Below are 19,742 nucleotides of genomic sequence, written 5' to 3' on the forward strand. Positions count from 1 at the left end.
GGGTGGCATGGCCACCCGCCCCACTGCCGTGCCGGGACCCTCCTACGACACCAGGACGGGGATGATCAGGGCGACGCAGGTGATCAGGCTCCACAGCGCGGGGGCCGCGCCGAGCGTCTGCTCGTGCCGCGCCGCCGCCCGGGCCGCGGCCGCCTCACTGCGGGTCAGGTGCCAGGGGGCGACCCGCTCCTCCAGCCGCTGGTACACCAGGCCGAGCACGGCGCCGTAGGCGAGATGGCCGACGAGGGAGGGGAACGACACGGCCAGCGCGGCGGCGCTCCACCGGGGTTCGGCCCCGAGCAGCAGGGGCAGCAGCGTCAGATTGCCGAGAACCCACCAGAGGAAGCCGTACGACACACCCCAGCCGATCCCCGAGGCCGGGTCGAAGCTGCGACGGCGGAAGAGGACCGCGTACGAGACACCGACGACCTGGGAGATCAGCAGGTGGATGACGAGGCCCACGGCCTGTGAGCGCGAGCCGACCAGGGTGGCGACGGTCGGCAGGAACCCCACGGCGACCATGACGCCGGTGAAGAGGACGCCTCCGGCCAGTCCGGCGAGCACGCCGTGCCAGAGCGAGATCACCCGTCCCCCGGTGAGCCGTCCCTCCTGGGCGTGCCGTACGTCGTCGGAGAACACCGCCCGCGACAGGCCGCCCAGCCAGCCGCTGAGCAGGGCCGTTCCGGCGCCGAGCAGGACGTGTCCGGGCAGTGAGTCCACGGCGGCGCGTACCGCTTCCGGCGTCCACTGAAGGCCGCGGCCGTCCAGCAGCGGCGCGACCGTGACGGCCGCCGTTCCCCACCACACGAAGCCGAAGGCGGCACCCCGGATGAGGGCGGGGCCGCCGCCCTCGCGCGTGTCACCGAAGACCAGGGCGTAGGAGACACCGAGCAACAGCCCGACGAGCAGCCCTTGCCCGCCGAACCCGAGCACCGGGGAGAGAAGCAGCCCCGAGGCCGACGCCCGCACCAGCAGACCAGGCACGAACTGCCGCTTCCGGTGCGTCAGCAGGGCGAGGACGGCGGCCGTCGCCACACCGTAGGCAAGGTGGCCCAGCAGGCTCGGGATGAGCCGCTGCGCCGCCGCCACGTCCCACTGCACCGACCTTCCCAGCAGGAACGGCAGCAGGGTCAGCGGCCCGAGGAACCACCACAGCACGCCGTACGCGAGTCCCCAGAACAGCAGCTCGCGCTGGCGGGCGACGAGGGCGCCGAAGGCGGCCCCGATGACCGCCGCGATCAGCAGGTGGACGGCGAAGCCCACGCCCGGCGAGTCGGTTCTGACGATCGCCGCGACGGTGGGCAGATACCCGATCTCCGCCATCACCGCGCCGAAGACCAGCCCTCCCGCGAGGCCGGCGAGGGCTCCGATTCCGGTGGTGCGTACGACGCTTACGGCGTCAGACATGACGGTCATCCTTGGTCGAGAGGGCGATGTCCCTGGGGAAGACCAGGTCGAGGGTCCAGTCGGCGAGCACCCGAAGCCGTTTCTCCACGCCGGGCAGCTTGCTGAGGTACACCGAGCGCCACAGGACCCAGGCGAGGAAACCGGAGACCCGCCGTCCGCCGATCTCGCCGGCCGCGGTGCGGTGCCCCAGCGAGACCAGGACGCCGAGTCCGCCGAAGCGGAACGGGACGGGACGGCGACCACGCAGGACCGCGGCGACGTTCTTCGCCACCGCCTTGCCCTCGCGGATCGCGTGCTGTGCGGTCGGCGGATGGAACCCGCCCGCCGGATCGGGGATCTTCACGCAGTCGCCCAGGGCCCACAGGCCGGGTATGCCGGGGACCTGCAGGGTGGGTTCCACGGTGAGCGCGGGCGGCAGGACCTGCCGCACCAGCGGGTTCGGCCGGTTGCCCGCCGTCCAGGCCAGGGTGCGGGTGGGGATGGTCTCACCGGAGTCGAGCGTGATGTCCTCGGCGGTGGCCTTGCTCACGCGCGTCCCGAGACGGAACTCGATGCCGCGACCGCCGAGTTTGCGCTGCGCGTAGAGGCCGAGCCGCGGCGACAGCTCCGGCAGCAGCCGCTCCCCGGCGTGCACGATCACGAACCTGGGGCGCAGCCCGTGCAACCGCGGATAGAGGTGGAGTACGTCATGGACGAGGTCGAACAGTTCGGCCACCAGCTCCGTCCCGGCGAAGCCTCCGCCCGCCACCACGAACGTCAGCAGCCGGGCCTGCTCGGCCGGGTCCGGTTCGAGGTCGGCCCGCTCCAGCGCGCCCAGCACCTGGTCGCGCAGCCTCGTGGCGTCCTCGACGGACTTCATCGCGAAGGCGTGCTCGCCCACTCCCGGCAGGTCGAAGAAGTGCGGCACCGCGCCGACCGCCAGGACCAGTTGGTCGTAGGGCACGCGGAGCGTCCCGTCCTTGCCGGCGGAGACGTAGGCATTGCGGGTCCGCGTGTCGATCGAGGCCACCCGCCCGTGCAGGAAGGAGGCGTGGCCGAGCCCGGCGCGCACCGGGGCGCTCACATGCCGTGCCTCGACCGTGCTGGAGGCGACACCCACGAGGAGCGGGGTGAACAGCAGGAAGTTCGAGTCGCTGATCAGCGTCACATGGGCGTCGAGCCCGCGGCCGAGGAGCCGGTCCAGTTCCCGGGCGGCGCCGACCCCGCCGAAGCCGCCACCGACGATCACCACATGGGGTCTGGCCCGCTGGGGCGCCGGCCGGGGCGGGAACCGGGCCGACAGCGCGTGGAAGGTGAGACCGGCGATCGCGCCGAACAGCGCGGCGCCGACGAGTTGCGGGAAGTGCGCGACGGCCACCGTGATCGTCCACGAGGGCTGCTGCCCCTCCAGGGCGGGGGAGAGGGTGAGCGTCCAGGCCACCCAGTCGAGCAGGCCGATGAGCAGACCGACGGAGAAGGCCGAGCCGTTGCTCTGCCTGTGGACCCCGAGGAGGAGACCGAGCACGGCTCCCAGCACCACGGTGTGGGCGGCCCACGGCAGCCATGGAGGCTTGGTCACCACGGCCACGAGCGCGCCACCGGGTAGTGCGGCGATGACGCCGAAGAAGAGTCGTCGGAGCAGAATCATGACGCTCAGTGCGAGCGGGCCGCACGAGCGTTACAACTCCCCCGCCGGCAAAGGTGCCCGCAGGGCCGCCGGTTATCCGGGGATCACTGCCGCTGCCAGTTGCGGAAAGCGGTGAGCAGCTGCTGCCGGGCGTCCGACGAGATGCTGTCCGGGGTCAGTTCGCCCGTCGTGGCGATCGTCTGCCGGAACTGGTCCAGGTACGTCTCGCAGCCGGAGCACTCCGCCAGGTGCTCGATGAAGCGCCGCTCGTCCCCTTCGGGCAGGGCCCCTTCGAGGAACTCGGTCACCAGCTCCACGAACTCGTTGCAGTTCACGCCCGTCCCCTCCCGCTCGCGACGTCATGGGCACCGGACAGGTACGTCTCCAGCTTACGGCGCAGCAAAGCCCTGGCCCGGTGCAGGAGGACGCGCTGGTTCCCCGGCGAGATCTCCAGCAGGTCGCACACCTCCTCCGAGCCGTACCCGGCGACATCGCGCAACGTGATCACCGTGCGCAGCCGCGGCGGGAGCTCGTCGATCGCCTCGGAGATCATTGCGCGGACCTCTCCGCGCAGGACGTGGTCCTCGGGCAGATGCCAGGGATCCGGTTTCCGTCCGACGGCCCAGTGCCCGGCGTACGGCTCACCGGGGGCACGGAACCGGTCGGCCTCCACCGTCGGCCCTTCCTCCTCCGGCAGCAGGCTGGTGAAGGGAACCGTCCTGCTCTCCTTCGTGCCCCGTGACTTGGCCGTGTTGACCAGGATCCGGTACACCCAGGTCTTCAGGGACGAACGGCCCTCGAAGTCGCCGATCCCCTTGATGACCGCGAGCCAGGTGTCCTGGACCGTCTCCTGGGCGGAGTCCTTGGTGGACACGAACGACATCGCCAGCCGGAGCATGCTGCCCGACCAGGTGTCCAGCACCAGGGCGAACGTCTCCTCGTCACCGTCACGCAGCCGTTGGACCAGGACCTCGTCCGGGGGCAGTTCGCGAGCGCCCGCCATTGGTCTCTCCTTGCCGGCTGCCGACTGGGAGGCTCAGCCTAGGCCAGGTCGGAGGGCGGGACGGCACGGCGGTCCGTTTGTTCATGCACCGGTAAGGACATTCACGGCCATACCGTTCGGGCGGCCGCGGATCGGTCACTCCCGCCGCAAGGCACGGAAGGCGCCCCGCAGTTGGTCGCGCGCCTCGCAGGACAGCCGCGGGGCGGGCAGTTCGCCGAGCGTCGCGACCGTCTGCCGGAACTGGGCGAGGTAGGTCTCGCAGCCCTCGCACTCCGTCAGGTGCACGAGGCAGCGCAACTCGGCCGGCTCGTCCATGGCGCCGTCGAGGAAGGCGGTCACCAGCTCGACGAACTCCTCGCAGTTCATGACACCTGCCTGTTCTCGCTCACCGTTCCCAGGCTACGCTCCCGCCCGCTCCCGCGACCGCCTCCCCAGCAGGTCCGCCAGTCCCTGCCGGGTGGCGGCCAGCACGACACGGTCCTCCTTCTGCAGGACGTAGGACTCGGGCAGGTCCCACACCCACCCCGACGACCCGTCGCCCGTGCGGGTGTCCTCGTAGGACTCCTCCGCCGCCGGCTCGTCCCGGCGCTCGTCCGACGGCGTGCGGTCCAGGGCCAGCACCCGCCAGGCCCCCGGCCGGAAGGCCTGCCCCACGGTCCGGTCCTCCAGCTGGGGATGCCCGCCCACGTCCACCGCGGCGAACAGCAGCACCCGCCGCTCGACGGGAATGGCGCCCAGGATCTGCCGCCCCATCATCGCCCCGGCGAACGCGGGCGCGGCCAGATGCGTCACGCTCCGGCTCCGGGTGGAGGCATACGGATGCGCGGCGCGCAGGGTGCGGTAGACGGCGGTGGCGAAGTCGTCGTCGTAGAGACGCAGCACCACCCGCAGGTCGGGCCGTACGGAACGGGCGTACAGCGCGGCTTCCAGGTTCGTGGTGTCCGCGCTGGTCACCGCGAGAAGGGCGTGCGACCGGTGGATCTTCGCGGCTTCCAGGACGCCCTCCTGGGTGACGTCCCCGAGGACCACCGGCACCCGCAGCCGCCGGGCCGTGGCGAGGCCGCGCGCGTCGGGGTCGGCCTCCACGCACACCACGGGGATGTTCAGTTCGCGCAGCCGGGTCAGCACCCGGGTGCCGATCTTGCCCAGGCCGAGGAGGACCACGTGCCCGCCCAGCCCCCGGGGCGGCTTGCGCAGGCCGGACGCGGTGCGGAACGTGCCGAGGGCCTCCAGCACCGCCGCCAGCAGCACCGGAAGCAGCAGCAGTCCGGTCAGCCCGGACAGCAGTTGGAGGATCTGGCGGGCCAGGGACTGGTGGAGCGCGGGTTCGTTGATGGCGAAGAGGTCGAGGAGGGTCATGTACGTCGCGTAGAGCGGGTGCTCCCCGGTCACCACCGTCAGCGCCACGGCCAGCGCCGCCACACAGCCCACCAGCCCGGCCAGCGACCACCGCAGCCGCCGGGAGAACAGCGAGCCGAACGCCGGCACGATGCCCCCTCCGCCTCGGCTCGACGGCATCGACGTCCCCGCGTACGACACCTGCTCCAGCACGACCCTGCCCCGGTTCCCGGCCTCCCGCACGGTCGTGGCGTCCGGCAGCAGCAGCGGGGTCTGCTCGCCGCCCTCCGACCCGTCGCCGGCGCCCGGCTCGTGGCCGTTCACGGACAGCAGGGCCAGCGTGATCAGCCCGGCGGGCGGTGTCTGACCCGGGCGCAGGGGCGGGCGCTCGACCGCGCGCAGCAACAGGCCGTCGGTCTGGACGACCTTCGTGGTGCCGGCGACCGCGGCGGCGGCCAGCGCGGGGGCGGCGGTGTCGGCGTCGGACAGCACGGTGGTGGAGGCGTCGAGTCCGGCATCGCCCGCGCCCGTCGCCAACGTGGCGGCCTGGTCGAGGAGTTCCTCGATGTGCTGGCCCAACCGGCGGTTGTACAGCCGCAGGACGAGCCGGAGGCGGGGGTTGAGGCGTCGGGCGGTGAGGGCGGCGCGGATGTTGGTCTCGTCGTCGTCATGGACGAGGGCGAGCGCGTCGGCGCGTTCCACGCCGGCGTCGGCGAGCACGGCCTCCGTCGCCTCGGCCGCCTCCACCACCCGTACGCTGCCCGCCGGTTCGCCGGCCCCGGCGGCGCCGCCCGCACGGCCCACGGCCGCGTTCACCACCCGGTCCAGCAGCGCCGCCGATGCCGCACGGGCGCGGCCCACGACGGGTGGGCGCACGGTGCGTTCGGAGGGTGGCACGACGAGCGTGACCTGTTCGCCGTACACCCCGCGTAACTCGGCGGCCAGCCGGTGCGCCAGTCCGTCGTCGCCGCACACGACCATGTGCGCGACGGTGTCATTCCCCAGGCCCTGATTCGGAACGCTCCCCACAAGGGAAAAGAGTGCCTCAAGGTGACGGGTGGTTCCAGAAGCGCTCCGGTCCGTGGTGAACGCACCGCCCCCCGCGGCCGTAGGAGAGGGGAGGGGAACCGGCGCCGGGACCGGTGCCCTTCCGCACCACCGGAGGTACCTCGCCCGTGGCGATCACCAAGCCCGTCCCACCGCGGACCGACGACCGCGGGCACCCGGCGCCACCGAGGGAATCGGGTCGGCCCGGCGCGTCGTCGAAGCCGCAGGAAGAGGGCCGGCACCTCAACTCCCCGCTCCTGCTGACCATCGTCATGCTCGTGCTGGTCCTGCTCCAGGGGCCGATCCGGGGCGCCCTCGCCGCGCCGGTCATGCAGAGCTGGACCACGGTGTTCGTCGCGGTGATGGTGCAGGCGCTGCCCTTCCTGGTCCTCGGCGTACTGCTCTCGGCGGCCATCGCGGTGTTCGTGCCGCCGTCCTTCTTCGCCCGCGCCCTGCCGTCCCGCCCCGCCCTCGCCGTCCCGGTCGCCGGAGCGGCGGGCGCGGTGCTGCCGGGCTGCGAGTGCGCGTCGGTGCCGGTGGCCGGGGCGCTGGTCCGGCGCGGTGTCACCCCGGCGGCGGCGCTGACGTTCCTGCTGTCCGCCCCCGCGATCAACCCGATCGTGCTGACGGCGACGGCGGTCGCCTTCCCCGGCAACCCGGAGATGGTCCTCGCCCGCCTGGTCGCGAGTCTGCTGGTGGCCTGCGCGATGGGCTGGCTGTGGCTGCGTCTGGGGCGTACCGACTGGCTGCGGCCCCCGTCCCGCCCGACCCACGACGGCCAGAGCAGGGGCGAGGCGTTCTGGGGCTCGGTCCGGCACGACGTGATGCACGCGGGCGGCTTCCTGGTGGTCGGCGCGATGGCGGCGGCGACCCTGAAGGCGGTGGCCCCGGAGAGCTGGCTGCGCGCGGCGGCCGACAACCCGGTGGCGGCCGTACTCGCGCTGGCGGTCCTCGCCGTGGTGCTGTCGATCTGCTCGGAGGCGGACGCGTTCGTGGCGGCTTCGCTGTCGCAGTTCTCCCTCACGGCCCGCCTGACGTTCCTGGTGGTGGGCCCGATGATCGACCTCAAGCTCTTCGCGATGCAGGCGGGCACCTTCGGCCGCTCCTTCGCGCTGCGCTTCGCCCCGGCCACCTTCGCGCTGGCCGTGCTCGTGTCGGTGCTGACGGGATGGGTGATCCTGTGAACCGTCAGGCCCAGTCGGCGGTCCTGTTCCTGCTGGGCGCGTCCCTGCTGCACGCCGGCACCACCGACCTCTACCTGCGCTACGTCAAACAGGGCCTGCGCCCGCTGGTGCTGCTGGCCGGGGCGGTGCTGATCGCGGCGGCGGTGGCGACGGTCTTCTACGAGCTCAAGCGGTCCCGGAGCCGCAAGCGGGCCCACGACGAACACCCCGACGCCGAGGACCTCCACGGCGAGCACACCCACCCCGAACCCCGCGTCTCCTGGCTTCTGATCCTCCCCCTCCTCGCGCTGATCCTGGTCGCCCCGCCCGCCCTCGGCTCCTACAGCGCGACCCGCACCGGCACGGCCCTGCAGGAACCGCTCGCCTACCCCGACCTCCCGGCGGCCGACCCGCTGCCCCTGGCGGTCGTCGACTACGCGGGCCGCGCCGTCTACGACCACGGCCGTACCCTGCGCGGCCGCCGCGTCGAGCTCACCGGCTTCCTGGCCCTGGACCGCGACGGCACCCCCTACCTGGTCCGCATGGCCCTCAACTGCTGTGCCGCCGACGCCCAGCCGGTCAAGGTCGCCCTGACCGGCGAGGTCCCGCCGGTCCTCCAGCCGGACACCTGGCTCAGGGTCACCGGCACCTACACCCCGCGCCGCGCGAAGGACCCGGTCAACGGCGGCCCGATCCCGTTCATCGAGGTCACGCAGGCGAAGCCGGTGGCGGAGCCGACGGACCCGTACGACGAGAGCTGGAACGGCTGACGAGCGTTGGCCGCGACGGCTCCCGAAGGGCCGCCTTCTCCCGGGCCCGGGCGACCGGGCTCCCCGTGGTGTCCTCTCTTGCCGCCCCCCGGGCCGACCCCTACCCTGAATCTGATGGGTCGTCAGATTCGGGAGGCATGGCGTGGCCAGTACCGAGAGCGGCACCAAGGACCTGCCCAAGGTCATCAGCGTGGACGATCATGTGATCGAGCCCGCGCATCTCTTCGAGACCTGGCTCCCGGCCAAGTACCGGGACCGGGGTCCGAAGCCCCTCACCGCCGGGATCGGTGAACTCGAGTACATCGGCGGGAAGTACCGGTTCACCACGGACCCGGACGGCCAGCTCACCGACTGGTGGGAGTACGAGGGCGACCTCTTCCCCTACAAGCGCATCATCGCGGCCGTCGGCTTCTCCCGGGACGAGATGACGCTCGACGGGATCACCCGCGAGCAGATGCGGCGCGGCTGCTGGGATCCCAAGGCCCGGCTGGCGGACATGGACATCAACCATGTCGAGGCATCCCTCTGCTTCCCGACCTTCCCGCGCTTCTGCGGCCAGACCTTCGCGGAGGCCAAGGACAAGGAGGTCGGGCTCGCCTGCGTGCGCGCCTACAACGACTGGATGGTCGAGGAGTGGTGCGGCGACAGCGGCGGCCGGCTGATCCCGCTGTGTCTGATCCCGCTGTGGGACATCGACCTCGCGGTCGCGGAGATCCACCGGAACGCGGCGCGCGGAGTGCGCGCGGTGACGTTCAGCGAGATCCCCACCTACCTCGGGCTGCCGTCCATCCACTCCGGGTACTGGGACCCGTTCTTCGCGGCCTGCGAGGAGACCGGCACGGTCGTCAACATGCACATCGGGTCCTCCTCGCAGATGCCCGCCGCCTCCCCCGACGCGCCGCCCGCCGTGCAGGCCTCGCTCAGCTTCAACAACGCGATGGCGTCGATGATGGACTTCCTCTTCTCCGGGGTCCTGGTGAAGTTCCCCCGGCTGAAACTGGCGTACAGCGAGGGCCAGATGGGCTGGATCCCGTACGCCCTGGAGCGCGCGGACGACGTCTGGGAGGAGCACCGGGCGTGGGGCGGCGTGAAGGACCTGATCCCCGAGCCGCCGTCGACGTACTACTACCGCCAGATCTTCTGCTGCTTCTTCCGGGACAAGCACGGCATCGAGGCGATCGAGACCGTCGGCGTCGACAACGCGACCTTCGAGACCGACTATCCGCACGTCGACTCGACCTGGCCGGAGACGAAGCGGGTCGCCGCGGAGCATGTCGGCGGGCTCTCCGACGAGGTCGCCTACAAGCTGCTGCGCGGAAACGCCATCCGGATGCTCGAACTCCCCTTTGACCAGGAGCGCTAGGTTCAGGCCGAGGCAATGGGTTGGGGCGGCTCACCGGCTGGGCAGTTCAGTCATGACGGCCCAGGGCGCGGTGCGTACGACGGGAGCGCGGATGAAGGTCTCCATCGACCCGAACCTCTGTTACGGCTCTGCCGAGTGCGCGCACAGGGCGCCGGCGGTCTTCGACTTCGTGGACGACTACGGCGTCGTGCGGCCGGGACGGGAGGGCGGCGGCGACGACCCGCGGGTGCGGGAGGCCGCCGAGCACTGCCCGTCCCAGGCCATCTCCCTCACGGAGTAGCGGGCGGGTACCGCCAGCCGAACGAGCCCAGCGCCCGTGCCCTGGCGGCCACCACGGCCATCCGCGCGGCCCGTTCGGCGGGGTCGACGTGCGCGGCCTGTCCCGTCGCCTGGCCCTCCCACTTGCGGTAGAGCAGCCCCGTGCACGCCGAGAACCAGCCCCGGCTCACGGAGTTGAGCGCCAGCAGCAGGCCGGTGTCCTCCGACGCGGGGAGGGCCATCCAGCCGCTGAGCGCGAGCAGCAGGTCCCGGCGCACGCACAGGGTCGCCGGGTGGACCTGGGCGCGGAAGTCGTTGGCCTGCCAGAAGTCGAGCACGACGCCCGGTTCGATCGGCCCGTCGTCGGGGTCGCCGGGGAACCCGGCCGTGCTGCCGTCCGGCAGGAGGTCCAGGGCGCGGGAGGTCGTCCAGCCGACCGTGCGGTCCGCCTCCAGTACGGCGAGGTCGCGGGCCAGCGTTCCCGGGGTGAGCCGGTCGTCGGCGTCCAGGATCTTCACGTACTCGCCCTCGGCGTGCGCCAGGGCGAGGGTGCGGGCCACCCCCGGGCCGCCGGGGCGCCCCTGACGGAAGGTCACCCGGGGGTCGTCGGGGACATGGGGGCGGACCTCGTCGGTGCGCCCGTCCTCCTGTATCACCCAGTGCCACTCCCAGCCGGGCGGCAACTCCTGTGCGCGCAGTGACGCGTGGGCCTCCGGCAGGAACCTCGCCGAGGGGGCGTGGACAGCGGTGACGACGATGACGCGCCGGGACACGGCGGCGTTCACCACCCTTCCCTCGTGCGACCCGTCGTTGCGGACGGCGTCGGACGGCATCGGACATGAGAAGACCCGATCGCTGGCGACGGGGGATGCACCAGCGATCGGGCTGGGGCCAACAGTAACAAGGCTGCCTGCCTCACGGGAGCCGCCTCATCGGCTGTGAGGATGCGTTGTGATCGGGATCACGGAAACCGCTGTCCGCGGAGCCCGTTCTGCATCACTTGCGTCGCAGCGCGGTCACTGAGCGCTCCGGACTAGCGCGGACAGGGCGGTTCGTACGACAGCCGGGGCAGGTACTCGTCCCACCGGTCCCGGGTCAGCACGCCCCGGGTCGTCGAGCAGACGCGGCTGATGGCCTGGTCCACGTCCAGGTTCCACAGCCGGACGGTGTCGGTGCCGCTGGAGACGCCGAGCATATGGCTGGTGGGGCTGAAGGAGAGGAAGTTGCCGGTCTTGGCGTTGGGGCTCATCGCCTGGCCGATCGCGGAGGCGTCGGACGGGGAGGAGACGTTCCACAGCCGGACCGTGTTGTCGTTGCCGCCGCTGGCGAGATAGCGACCGCCCTTGCTGAACGTCAGCGACACGAGCGCCTCGGTGTGACCGGTGAGGGGGGAGCCCAGCGCGCTCGCCGCCCCGGGGTCGGTGACGTCCCACAGCCGCACGGTGTCGTCGTCGCTCCCGCTGGCCAGGGTGTGGCCGTCCGGGGTGAAGTCAAGGGCGTTGACGGGCCCGGTGTGCCCGGTGAGCCTGGCCAGCGCCTTCGGGCGGTCCGGCGCCGTCACGTCCCACAGCCGCACGGTGGAGTCGGCACTGCCGCTGGCGAGCGTGCGGCCGTCCGGGCCGAAGTCCAGGGAGTTGATGTATCCGGTGTGGCCGGGGATCGGGTCCCCGAGCGGGACGACATGGGAGGGGTCGCCGACGTTCCACAGCCGGAGCGTGCGGTCGTCGTAGGCGGTGGCCAGGGTGCGGCCGTCCGGGCTGAACGCCAGCGCGTCGGGGCCCATGAACCGGGTGCGCAGGGTCAGGGGCGGGCCGAGCGAGACCGGCCGGGCCGGGTCGCGGATGTCCCACAGATGGACCGCGCGGCTGCCGGTCAGCACCGCGAGGGTGCGTCCGTCGGGGGAGAACACCAGGGAGCGCTGGCCGCCGTCGCCCGGCATGAAGGGCGTGTTCAGCAGGACCGGCCGCGCCGGCTTGGCCACGTTCCACAACCGCACACTGCCGTCGCGCGCCGCCGTCGCGAGCACTTTGCCGTCGGGCCGGAACGCCCCGCTGCGGCCGATCATGTCCGACGTCGGGATCGACCACAGCCGGACCTTGCTGTCGCCGCTGCCGGTGGCCAGGGTGTGGCCGTCGGGGCTGAAGCCGAGCGCGTACATCTCGCCGCTGGCGCCCGCGAGGGGCTCACCGACCTGCGAGGGGTACGCCGGGTCGCTCACGTTCCACAGGCTCGCGGTGCTGTCCGCGCTGGCGGCGGCGAGCGTGGTGCCGTCCGGGCTGAAGGCGACCGACCAGATCGGGCCGGTGTGGCCGGTCAGCGGCGCGCCGAGCTGGCGGCCGTGGCGCCGGTCGGTCACGTCCCACAACCGGATCGTGTCGTCCGCGCTGCCGCTGGCGAGCGTGCGGCCGTCCGGGCTGAAGGCGACCGAGTGCACCAGGTCGGTGTGGCCGCTGAGCGTGGAGAGCCGTTTCGGGCGGTCCGGCGCCGACACGTCCCACAGCCGGATGGTGTCGTCGTCGCCCCCGGCCGCGAGGGTGTCGCCGTCCGGGCTGAACGCCACCGACCGCACGGCGGCGTCGGCCTCGGCGAGCGTGGCGAGCGCTTTCGGCCGACGCGGGTCGGCGACGTTCCACAGCCGTACGGTCCGGTCCTCGCTGACGGAGGCGAGCGTGCGGCCGTCCGGACTGAAGGCGACCAGGTAGATCGTGCCCTCGTGCCCGGTCAGGGGCGTGCCGAGGGGACGCGGCCGGCTCGGCCGGCTCATGTCCCACAGGCGGACCGTCCCGTCGTCGGCGGCGCTCGCGAGGGTGCGCCCGTCAGGACTGAAGACCGCGCTGCTCACCCAGCTCCGGTGCCCGGTCAGGGGCTTGCCGAGGGGCCTCGGGCGGTCCCGGTCGGAGACGTCCCACAGCCGTACGGTCCGGTCGTAGCTGGCGGTGGCCAGGAGCCGTCCGTCGGGGCTGAAGGAGGTGAGGTAGACGGCGCCGGTGTGGCCGCGCAGGGGCGTGGCCAGTGGGGCGTTCACGATGGAGATCAGCCGGGTGGTGGTGTCCTCGTCGCCGGGCCGCAGCCGGTGCGCCACCAGGTCGAGCTGGGCGGACAGCGAGGGGTCGGTGTACTGGAAGCGGTCGGCCTCCGCGAGCACCTGCGCGAACATGGCGTCGTCGCGCTGCTGCCAGGCGACCACCGCCGCGCCGACGGCCAGCATCGCCAGCGCGACCAGCGCCGCGACCGCGCTGCGCAGTATCCACACGGTGCGCCGGCGCAGCCGGACCGAGGCGGCCAGGAACTCCACGGCGCCGCGCGTGAGGAAGGTGTCCCCGGCCGACCGCGCCCAGCCACGCGCCTGCTCCAGCCGGGAGCCCCGGTACAGCAGCGCCGCGTCCCGGTCGGACGCCTCCCAGGCCCGGCCGTCCTCCTCCAGGCGCTGGCGCAGCAGATTGCCCTGCCGGTCCTCGTCGATCCAGTCCCGCAGCCGGGGCCAGGCGTGCAGCAGCGCCTCGTGGGTGATCTCCACGGTCTCCGCGTCCAGCGTCACCAGCCGGGCGCGCACCAGTGCCTCGAGGGACTCCTCCGTCTTGCCCGGGTTCGTGGACTCCGCCGCGAGCTGGCGTCGCGTGCCGCGGCGCCGGGTCGTCTGGGTGTCCTCGCCGAGCCGGACCAGCCTGAGCAGCAGCAGCCGGGCGGCCGTGCGGGCCGCCGGGTCCAGGCCGGACCAGGCACGTTCGGCGGTGGCGGCGACCGCGCCCTGGATACCGCCCGCGGCGCGGTACCCGGCGACCGTCAGCCGGCCCCCCTTGCGCCGCTGCCAGGTGGCGAGCAGGGCGTGCGACAGCAGCGGCAGCGCGCCCGCGTCATGCGTCCCGCGCGCCCCGTCCGCGCTGACCTCCCGCACGATCAGCTCGGCGAGGCCCGGCTCCAGCTCCAGCCCGACCGCCTTCGCCGGCCCCGTCACCGCCTCCCGCAGCTCCGGGGTGGTCAGCGGCCCGAGCACCATGTGCCGGTGCTGGAGGGCGTCGGCCAGCTCCGGGTGGGCGAGGCACTGCTCGTAGAAGTCGGCGCGGATGCCGAGGACGACGAGGGCGGGCGGCGGGTCACCCTCCGCGGCGGGGGTGCAGGCGGCCTGGAGGATCTGGACGAAGGTACGGCGGTCGGACTCGTCGGGGCAGAGGGTGAAGGTCTCCTCGAACTGATCGACGATCAGGACCGGAGGGGCGGTGGCGGAAGCCTCGCGGCGGGCCCATGCGGCGACAGCCTCGCGGGCGGCGCGCACGAAGCCGGCGCAGGGCTCCCGGGCGTCGGCCTCGTCGGAGTCCTCCGGGCCGCCGTCCCGGCCGTCCGCGTGCAGGGTCCGGTCCGGGCCCGCCGAAGCGACGACGTCGGCCAGTTCCGGTATCCGGCGGCACAGCTCGGCGAGCGGATCGCCGCCCGGCACCAGCTGGACGACCGAGCCGCCCCCGGCGTGAGCGCCGCCGAGCGCTCCCTCACGCAGGGCGGGCACCAGGCCGGCGTTGAGCAGGGAGGACTTCCCGGCGCCCGAGGCACCGACCAGCATGAGCAGGCCGCCGCTCTTCTCCACCGCCCGCAGCTGGGCGACCAGGGCCTCGGTGCTGCGCTCCCGGCCGAAGAACCAGCTGGCGTGCTCCTGCCGGTAGGAGGCGAGCCCCCGGTACGGGCACACACCGCCGGACATCGCGGGCAGCTCGACCGGAGTCTGCTCCTCCTCTTCCCCGGCCGTCGCCCGCTCCCACAGCCGCTGCCACTGGCCGAGGTCGTAGAGTCCGGCGGAGACAGGTGCGGGCCGCTCGCGCCGCGCCTGGGGGATCAGTACGTGCAGGACCGCGGACAGGGCGGCGAACTGGGCGGGTACGTTCCGGGCCCGGCGCCAGTCACTGATCCGCTGTGCGGAGACCCGTACGGGCCGTCCCCGCTCGTCGACCCGCTGGAGCCGGACGACCGCATCGGCCACGCTCTTCAGGGGCGGGTTGCCGGCCTCCTTGTAGAGCAGCGCGAGCCGTTCCGCGAAGGCTGTGCGCGCCGACGAGTCGGAACTCAAGGCCAGCACTCCTTTACTCAGCCGCACCTGGGCATCCGGACCGGAAAACTCACCTTATACGGCTGACCTGCGGTTAATGCGGTCTCCGGAGACCGGAACCTCCTCCCCGGCACCCTCGACTGGCAGGATCACGACGCAAGTAAGCACCTCCCGCGCGTCGCTCAGGCAGGCCACCAGCCCGGAGCTCGGAGACACCACTCATGGCGCCGCATGTTCTCGGACACCTTTCACCGGATCAACTTCCGCAGCCGCCGCAAGCACGTCGCGCCACCCAGGTCCTGCTCGATCCGCTCTGACCCGTCGGCCCACCCGGCCGGCAGGTGACGGATCGACGCCGCCCCGCCGTTCGGCACCGGTCCCCACGAGGGGAGGGACCGGTGCCGGACGATGCGGTCAGATGTCCTGCCGAGGTGCCCGCCGCAGCTCGCGGGTGATGGCCCACGCGTCGGCCACCGGACCCATGTGCCCCAGCTTGTCGGGGTTGAGCACCGTACGGATCGTCTGGATCCGCCCGTCGAGCACATCGAGCACCAGGGTCTGCAGCACCCTGCCGTCCCGGTCCCGGTAGACGGCGCCCTCCTGGCCGTTGATCTCGCGCCGCTCGAAGGACACCTCGACCCGGGCCAGCCGCGGGACGACGGAGGCGAGCAGCCGCGCCACGTTCTCCGCACCGGCCACCGCCCGGGCCAGCTGCGGGGCCTTGCCGCCGCCGTCCCCGACGAGCTGCACATCGGCGGCCAGCAGATCCCGCAGCGCGCCCACGTCACCGTCCTTCAGCGCGTCGAAGAACCGGCTCGCCAGCTCCCGCCGCTCCTGCCGGCCGGCCGCGAACCTGGGCCGGCCGGCCTCCATGTGCCGCCGGGCCCGGACCACCAGCTGACGGCACGCCGCCTCCGACCGGCCCACCGCCGTGGCGATCTCGTCGAACCCGAAGCCGAAGACCTCCCGCAGCACGAACACCGCACGCTCCAGCGGACTGAGCCGCTCCAGCAGCAGCAGCGCGGCCATCGACACCGAGTCGGCCAGCTCCACCGCACGCGCCGGATCCTGGTACGGGTCACTGAGCAGCGGCTCCGGGAACCACGGCCCGGTGTACTCCTCCCGCCGCACCCGCGCCGAACGCAGCACGTCGATCGAGATCCGCGTCACCGCGGCCGACAGGTACGACTTCGTCGAGACGGGCCGGGCCGAGGAGGCGTCGAAGCGCAGCCAGGTCTCCTGCACCGCGTCCTCGGCCTCGCCCACGCTGCCCAGGATCCGGTAGGCGATCGAGAACAGCAGGGGACGCAGCGCCTCGAACTCCTCGACCTTGCTCATGAAGACCCCCTCGTGCCGCCGCTGTCCGCAACGGTCAGTGGAACTGCCCGACCTCGTAGGCGCCGGCCGGCTGCCGGGTCATGACGTTCAGCCGGTTCGCCAGGTTCATGAACGAGATCAGCATCAGCAGCGCGCCCAGTTGTTCCTCGTCATAGTGCCGGGCGGCGTTCTCCCACACCGCGTCGGCGACCCCGCCCGCCCCGTCCGCGACCCGGGTCCCGGCCTCCGCCAGCTCCAGCGCGGCCCGCTCGGCCTCGCTGAAGACGGTGGCCTCCCGCCACGCCGCCACCAGGTGCAGCCGTACCGAGCTCTCGCCGGCCGCGGCGGCCTCCTTGGTGTGCATGTCCACGCAGACCGCGCACCCGTTGATCTGGCTCACCCGCAGGGACACCAGCTCCTGGGTCGTGGCCGGCAGGGCCGAGTCCTTGACCACCTTGCCCGCCGACATGACGTGCCGGAGGGCCTTGCCGGTGATCGGGTTGGCGAAGAAGTCCAGTCGCGCGTCCATGGGTGCTCCCTTGGCTGTCGTAGTGGCTACACCCACGGGACGAGATGGCCCGGGCCCCTGTGACATGGGCGAATGTGACCTGCGTCTCCTGGCCGTGTCCTGGTCGGAAGGCGCACGTGGGGCGGCTTTCGGACCTTGACGAGCAGGAACGCGGCAAAGCTGTGATGGTGGTGGGGGGAGCAGATCCCCGATCGCGCAGGGCGGTGATCGTGGTGGTGGTGAGCGACGAAATCCCGGACGAATCGGCCGCCGACCACGTCGATCCGCTCGGCGACCCGTACTTGCGGACCCGGTTCGCGCTGCCGGCCCGGCCGGGTACCTTCCTGCGGCGCGCGCGGCTGGTCGAGCATCTCGACCAGGCCCTGCTGACCCCGCTGACGATGGTCAACGGCGCCGCCGGGGCCGGCAAGACCCTGCTGGTCGCCGACTGGGCGGCAGGCCTCGGACAGCCGGTCGCCTGGCTCACGCTCGACCCGGCGCTCCAGAGCCCCGGCATGTTCTGGGCCCATCTCCTCCAGGCCCTGCGCACCCGCGGGGTGCCGGTCGCCGACGACATCCGCTGCCCCGCGAACCGGGTGAGCCGCACCCTGCTGACCCGGCTCGCCGCACAGCTCGGCGACAGCGGCCGCATCGTGACCGTGGTGCTCGACGAGTACGACCGCGTGAGCTCCCCGGAGCTCTCCGAGCAGCTGGAGTTCGTGCTGCACCACGCCGGGCCGGGACTGCGTCTGGTCATCGTCACCCGCACCGAACCGCTGCTGCCGCTGCACCGCTACCGCACCGCCGGCACCATGACCGAGATCCGCAACGCCGAGCTGGCGTTCACGCCGGAGGAGACCGTCGCCCTGCTGGAGCTGCACGGGCTGTGCCTCCCCGTGCACGCGGCCGACGCCCTCGTGGGCCGCACCCGCGGCTGGGCCGCCGGCCTGCGGCTGTGCGCCCTGGCCGCGCGGCAGCAGCCGGACCCGGAGGGCTATCTGAAGGAGTTCGAGGCCGGGCACAGCACCGTCGCCGACTTCCTGCTGGCGGAGGTCCTCAAACGGCAGCCGCCGCCCACCCAGGACCTCCTGCTGCGGGTCAGCGTCCTGGAACGCTTCTGCGTCGGACTGGCCAACGAACTCACCGGACGGACCGACGCCGAGCCCATCCTCGCCGGGCTGCACCGCGAGAACGCCTTCGTCGAGGACCTCGGACACACCTGGTACCGCCTGCACCCGCTGTTCCGCGAGATCCTGCGGGCCCATCTGCGCGAGCGCGGCGCCGACCTGGAACCGGAGCTGCATCTGCGGGCCGCGCACTGGCTGGGCCGCTCCGGGCTGCTGCCGGAGATGCTGGCCCACGGCGCGGCGGCGGGCGAGTGGGACTTCACCGCCGGCGCCCTCGTCGACGACCTGGCGATCGGACAGCTCTTCACGGGCCTGCGCTCCGACGAACTGACCGAGCTGTTCTCCGGCATGGGCCCCGGCACCACGAGCCCCGCCGCGGACCTGGTCCGCGCGGCCCGCGACCTGTCCCAGTGCGACCTGGACCAGGCGCTGGCCCACCTCCAGCACGCCGAGGAGCAACTGGCCGCCGACGGCTCCCGGCCCGCGGCGGCCCAGCTGAGCTGCGCCCTGCTGCAGGCTCTGGCGGCCCGGCTCGCCGGCTCGCCCCGCCGCGCGGAGCAGGCCGTGCGCACCGCCCGTGAGCTGGAGCGGGAGGTCCCCGCCCATCTGCTCGACAAACACCCCGAGCTGCCCGCGCTGCTGCTGACCCACCTCGGTTCGACCCGGCTGTGGGCCGGGCGCTTCGACGCGGCGCGGGACGCCCTCACCACCGTCGCCGACAGCACCGCCGGCGCCGCGACGGCACTGCCGCGGGAGGAGTCCCTGGAGCATCTGGCGCTCATCGACTACCTCGACGGCTGGCCGACCCGCGCGGAACGCAAGGCCGTCGCGGCGATGACCGAGACCGAGCGGTTCAGCCTGCCGCAGACGTCGGCCTCCGCCCTGGGAAGCCTGGTGCTGGCCGCCGTCGCCGTGGACCGGGGCGAGCTGGCCGAGGCCGAGGAACTCCTCGGCCGGACCGAGGAGTGCCCGCCCCGTGACCCGGTCACCGCCGCCGGCCGCGCCATCGCCACCGCCCATCTCCTGCTGGCCCGGGGCAAGGCGCGCGCCGCCCTCGCCGCCGCCGAGGCCGCCGTGACCGCCGTGACCGCCGACGTGGTCTCGCCCTGGGAGCGCGGCCACGCCGCGCTGGTGGCCTCCGCCGCCCACCTGGCCGAGGGCAGGCCGCGGGAGGCGGCGGAGCTGCTGGAGCCGGTGGCCGCCCAGCAGCCCACCTGCGCGGTGGGCGCGGCACGGGCCCGCCTCGCGGCGGGCGACCCGGACGCCGCGCTGCGACTGCTGGACGTCGTCGGCACCGAGGAACGCACCGGCCCGGCCCTGCTGGTGCGGGCCACGCTGCTGCGGGCGCAGGCCGCGCACACGGCCGGCGACGCCGCGACCGTGCGCAGACTGCTCGCGCGGGCCCTGACGGACGCCCGGCGCGAACGGCTGCGGCTGCCCTTCCTGGAGGCGGGGGCGTGGGTCGGGCCGTACCTGGCCGCCGCACCGCTGCGCGGGCTCGCGGCGGGCTGGCTCATGCCGGGCACCGCCGCCGTCGATCCCGGGCCGCTGCTCGTGGAGCACCTGAGCGGGCGGGAGCGCGACGTGCTGGAGCGGCTGGCCCAGATGATGTCGACCGAGGACATCGCCGCCGATCTGTATGTCTCCGTGAACACCGTGAAGACCCACCTCAAGAGCGTCTACCGGAAGCTGGCGGTCAACCGCCGCAACGACGCCGTACGACGAGCCCGCGAGCTGCACCTGCTGTGACGCACCGAGCGGCCCGGCACCCCGGTGTCCGCGGCCGAGTGCGCCGACCCC

15 protein-coding genes are annotated in these 19,742 nt (G+C 73.1%); 5 read left to right on the forward strand and 10 right to left on the reverse strand.

Going from position 1 to position 19,742, the window contains the following annotated elements:
- Positions 1 to 42: 42 nt before the first annotated feature.
- The 6 genes from ACGFW6_RS36750 to ACGFW6_RS36775 all read right to left on the reverse strand — a co-directional run bounded on the left by ACGFW6_RS36750 (position 43) and on the right by ACGFW6_RS36775 (position 6,335).
- Positions 43 to 1,407, reverse strand: coding sequence for a hypothetical protein (locus tag ACGFW6_RS36750; protein ID WP_393520143.1), 1,365 nt, complete (start codon positions 1,405 to 1,407; stop codon positions 43 to 45).
- Positions 1,400 to 3,034 (reverse strand): NAD(P)/FAD-dependent oxidoreductase, encoded by a 1,635-nt coding sequence (locus ACGFW6_RS36755; protein ID WP_393520146.1) that lies wholly within the window; start codon positions 3,032 to 3,034, stop codon positions 1,400 to 1,402. The genes ACGFW6_RS36750 and ACGFW6_RS36755 overlap by 8 nt, the downstream gene beginning before the upstream one ends.
- 83 nt (positions 3,035 to 3,117) lie before the next feature.
- Positions 3,118 to 3,348 carry an anti-sigma factor family protein gene (locus ACGFW6_RS36760; RefSeq protein WP_393520149.1) on the reverse strand — a complete coding sequence of 77 codons (231 nt, stop codon included), beginning with the start codon at positions 3,346 to 3,348 and terminating at the stop codon, positions 3,118 to 3,120.
- Positions 3,345 to 4,016, reverse strand: a complete 672-nt coding sequence (locus tag ACGFW6_RS36765; RefSeq protein WP_393520152.1) for an RNA polymerase sigma factor — start codon at positions 4,014 to 4,016, stop codon at positions 3,345 to 3,347. Before ACGFW6_RS36765 ends, ACGFW6_RS36760 begins: the two co-directional genes overlap by 4 nt.
- A gap of 135 nt (positions 4,017 to 4,151) precedes the next feature.
- On the reverse strand, positions 4,152 to 4,382 hold the full coding sequence (locus ACGFW6_RS36770) for an anti-sigma factor family protein (RefSeq protein WP_393520155.1): 231 nt from the start codon (positions 4,380 to 4,382) through the stop codon (positions 4,152 to 4,154).
- Positions 4,383 to 4,415: 33 nt separating this feature from the next.
- Positions 4,416 to 6,335 (reverse strand): NAD-binding protein, encoded by a 1,920-nt coding sequence (locus ACGFW6_RS36775; RefSeq protein ID WP_393520158.1) that lies wholly within the window; start codon positions 6,333 to 6,335, stop codon positions 4,416 to 4,418.
- 194 nt (positions 6,336 to 6,529) lie between these two features.
- Between ACGFW6_RS36775 and ACGFW6_RS36780 the strand changes: the two genes are divergently transcribed.
- The 4 genes from ACGFW6_RS36780 (at position 6,530) to ACGFW6_RS36795 (ending at position 9,977) form a co-directional block, all read left to right on the forward strand.
- Positions 6,530 to 7,585, forward strand: coding sequence for a permease (locus ACGFW6_RS36780; RefSeq protein ID WP_393520161.1), 1,056 nt, complete (start codon positions 6,530 to 6,532; stop codon positions 7,583 to 7,585).
- Positions 7,582 to 8,334 (forward strand): TIGR03943 family putative permease subunit, encoded by a 753-nt coding sequence (locus ACGFW6_RS36785; RefSeq protein WP_393520164.1) that lies wholly within the window; start codon positions 7,582 to 7,584, stop codon positions 8,332 to 8,334. The genes ACGFW6_RS36780 and ACGFW6_RS36785 overlap by 4 nt, the downstream gene beginning before the upstream one ends.
- Positions 8,335 to 8,476: 142 nt before the next feature.
- Positions 8,477 to 9,697, forward strand: a complete 1,221-nt coding sequence (locus tag ACGFW6_RS36790; protein ID WP_393520166.1) for an amidohydrolase family protein — start codon at positions 8,477 to 8,479, stop codon at positions 9,695 to 9,697.
- A gap of 91 nt (positions 9,698 to 9,788) precedes the next feature.
- Entirely contained in the window at positions 9,789 to 9,977 is a 189-nt protein-coding gene (locus ACGFW6_RS36795; RefSeq protein WP_393520331.1) for a ferredoxin, read from the forward strand.
- On the opposite strand, the gene ACGFW6_RS36800 is transcribed toward ACGFW6_RS36795, so the two are convergent.
- The 4 genes from ACGFW6_RS36800 to ACGFW6_RS36815 all read right to left on the reverse strand — a co-directional run bounded on the left by ACGFW6_RS36800 (position 9,967) and on the right by ACGFW6_RS36815 (position 16,836).
- A complete protein-coding gene (locus tag ACGFW6_RS36800; RefSeq protein WP_393520169.1) occupies positions 9,967 to 10,788 on the reverse strand; it encodes a glycosyltransferase family 2 protein in 822 nt (273 codons plus the stop codon). The genes ACGFW6_RS36795 and ACGFW6_RS36800 overlap by 11 nt on opposite strands.
- Before the next feature lie 200 nt (positions 10,789 to 10,988).
- Positions 10,989 to 15,020, reverse strand: coding sequence for an AAA family ATPase (locus ACGFW6_RS36805; protein ID WP_393520172.1), 4,032 nt, complete (start codon positions 15,018 to 15,020; stop codon positions 10,989 to 10,991).
- Positions 15,021 to 15,404: 384 nt separating this feature from the next.
- Positions 15,405 to 16,328, reverse strand: coding sequence for an RNA polymerase sigma-70 factor (locus ACGFW6_RS36810; protein WP_393520175.1), 924 nt, complete (start codon positions 16,326 to 16,328; stop codon positions 15,405 to 15,407).
- Positions 16,329 to 16,362: 34 nt separating this feature from the next.
- A complete protein-coding gene (locus tag ACGFW6_RS36815; RefSeq protein WP_393520177.1) occupies positions 16,363 to 16,836 on the reverse strand; it encodes a carboxymuconolactone decarboxylase family protein in 474 nt (157 codons plus the stop codon).
- A 164-nt stretch (positions 16,837 to 17,000) separates the two neighbouring features.
- On the opposite strand from ACGFW6_RS36815, the gene ACGFW6_RS36820 reads away from it, so the two are divergent.
- Complete coding sequence (locus tag ACGFW6_RS36820) at positions 17,001 to 19,691, forward strand: LuxR C-terminal-related transcriptional regulator (RefSeq protein WP_393520333.1); 2,691 nt, start codon at positions 17,001 to 17,003, stop codon at positions 19,689 to 19,691.
- The last annotated feature ends 51 nt before the right edge of the window (positions 19,692 to 19,742 follow it).

The sequence above is a fragment of the Streptomyces sp. Y7 genome (assembly GCF_043195415.1).
Lineage (GTDB): Bacteria > Actinomycetota > Actinomycetes > Streptomycetales > Streptomycetaceae > Streptomyces.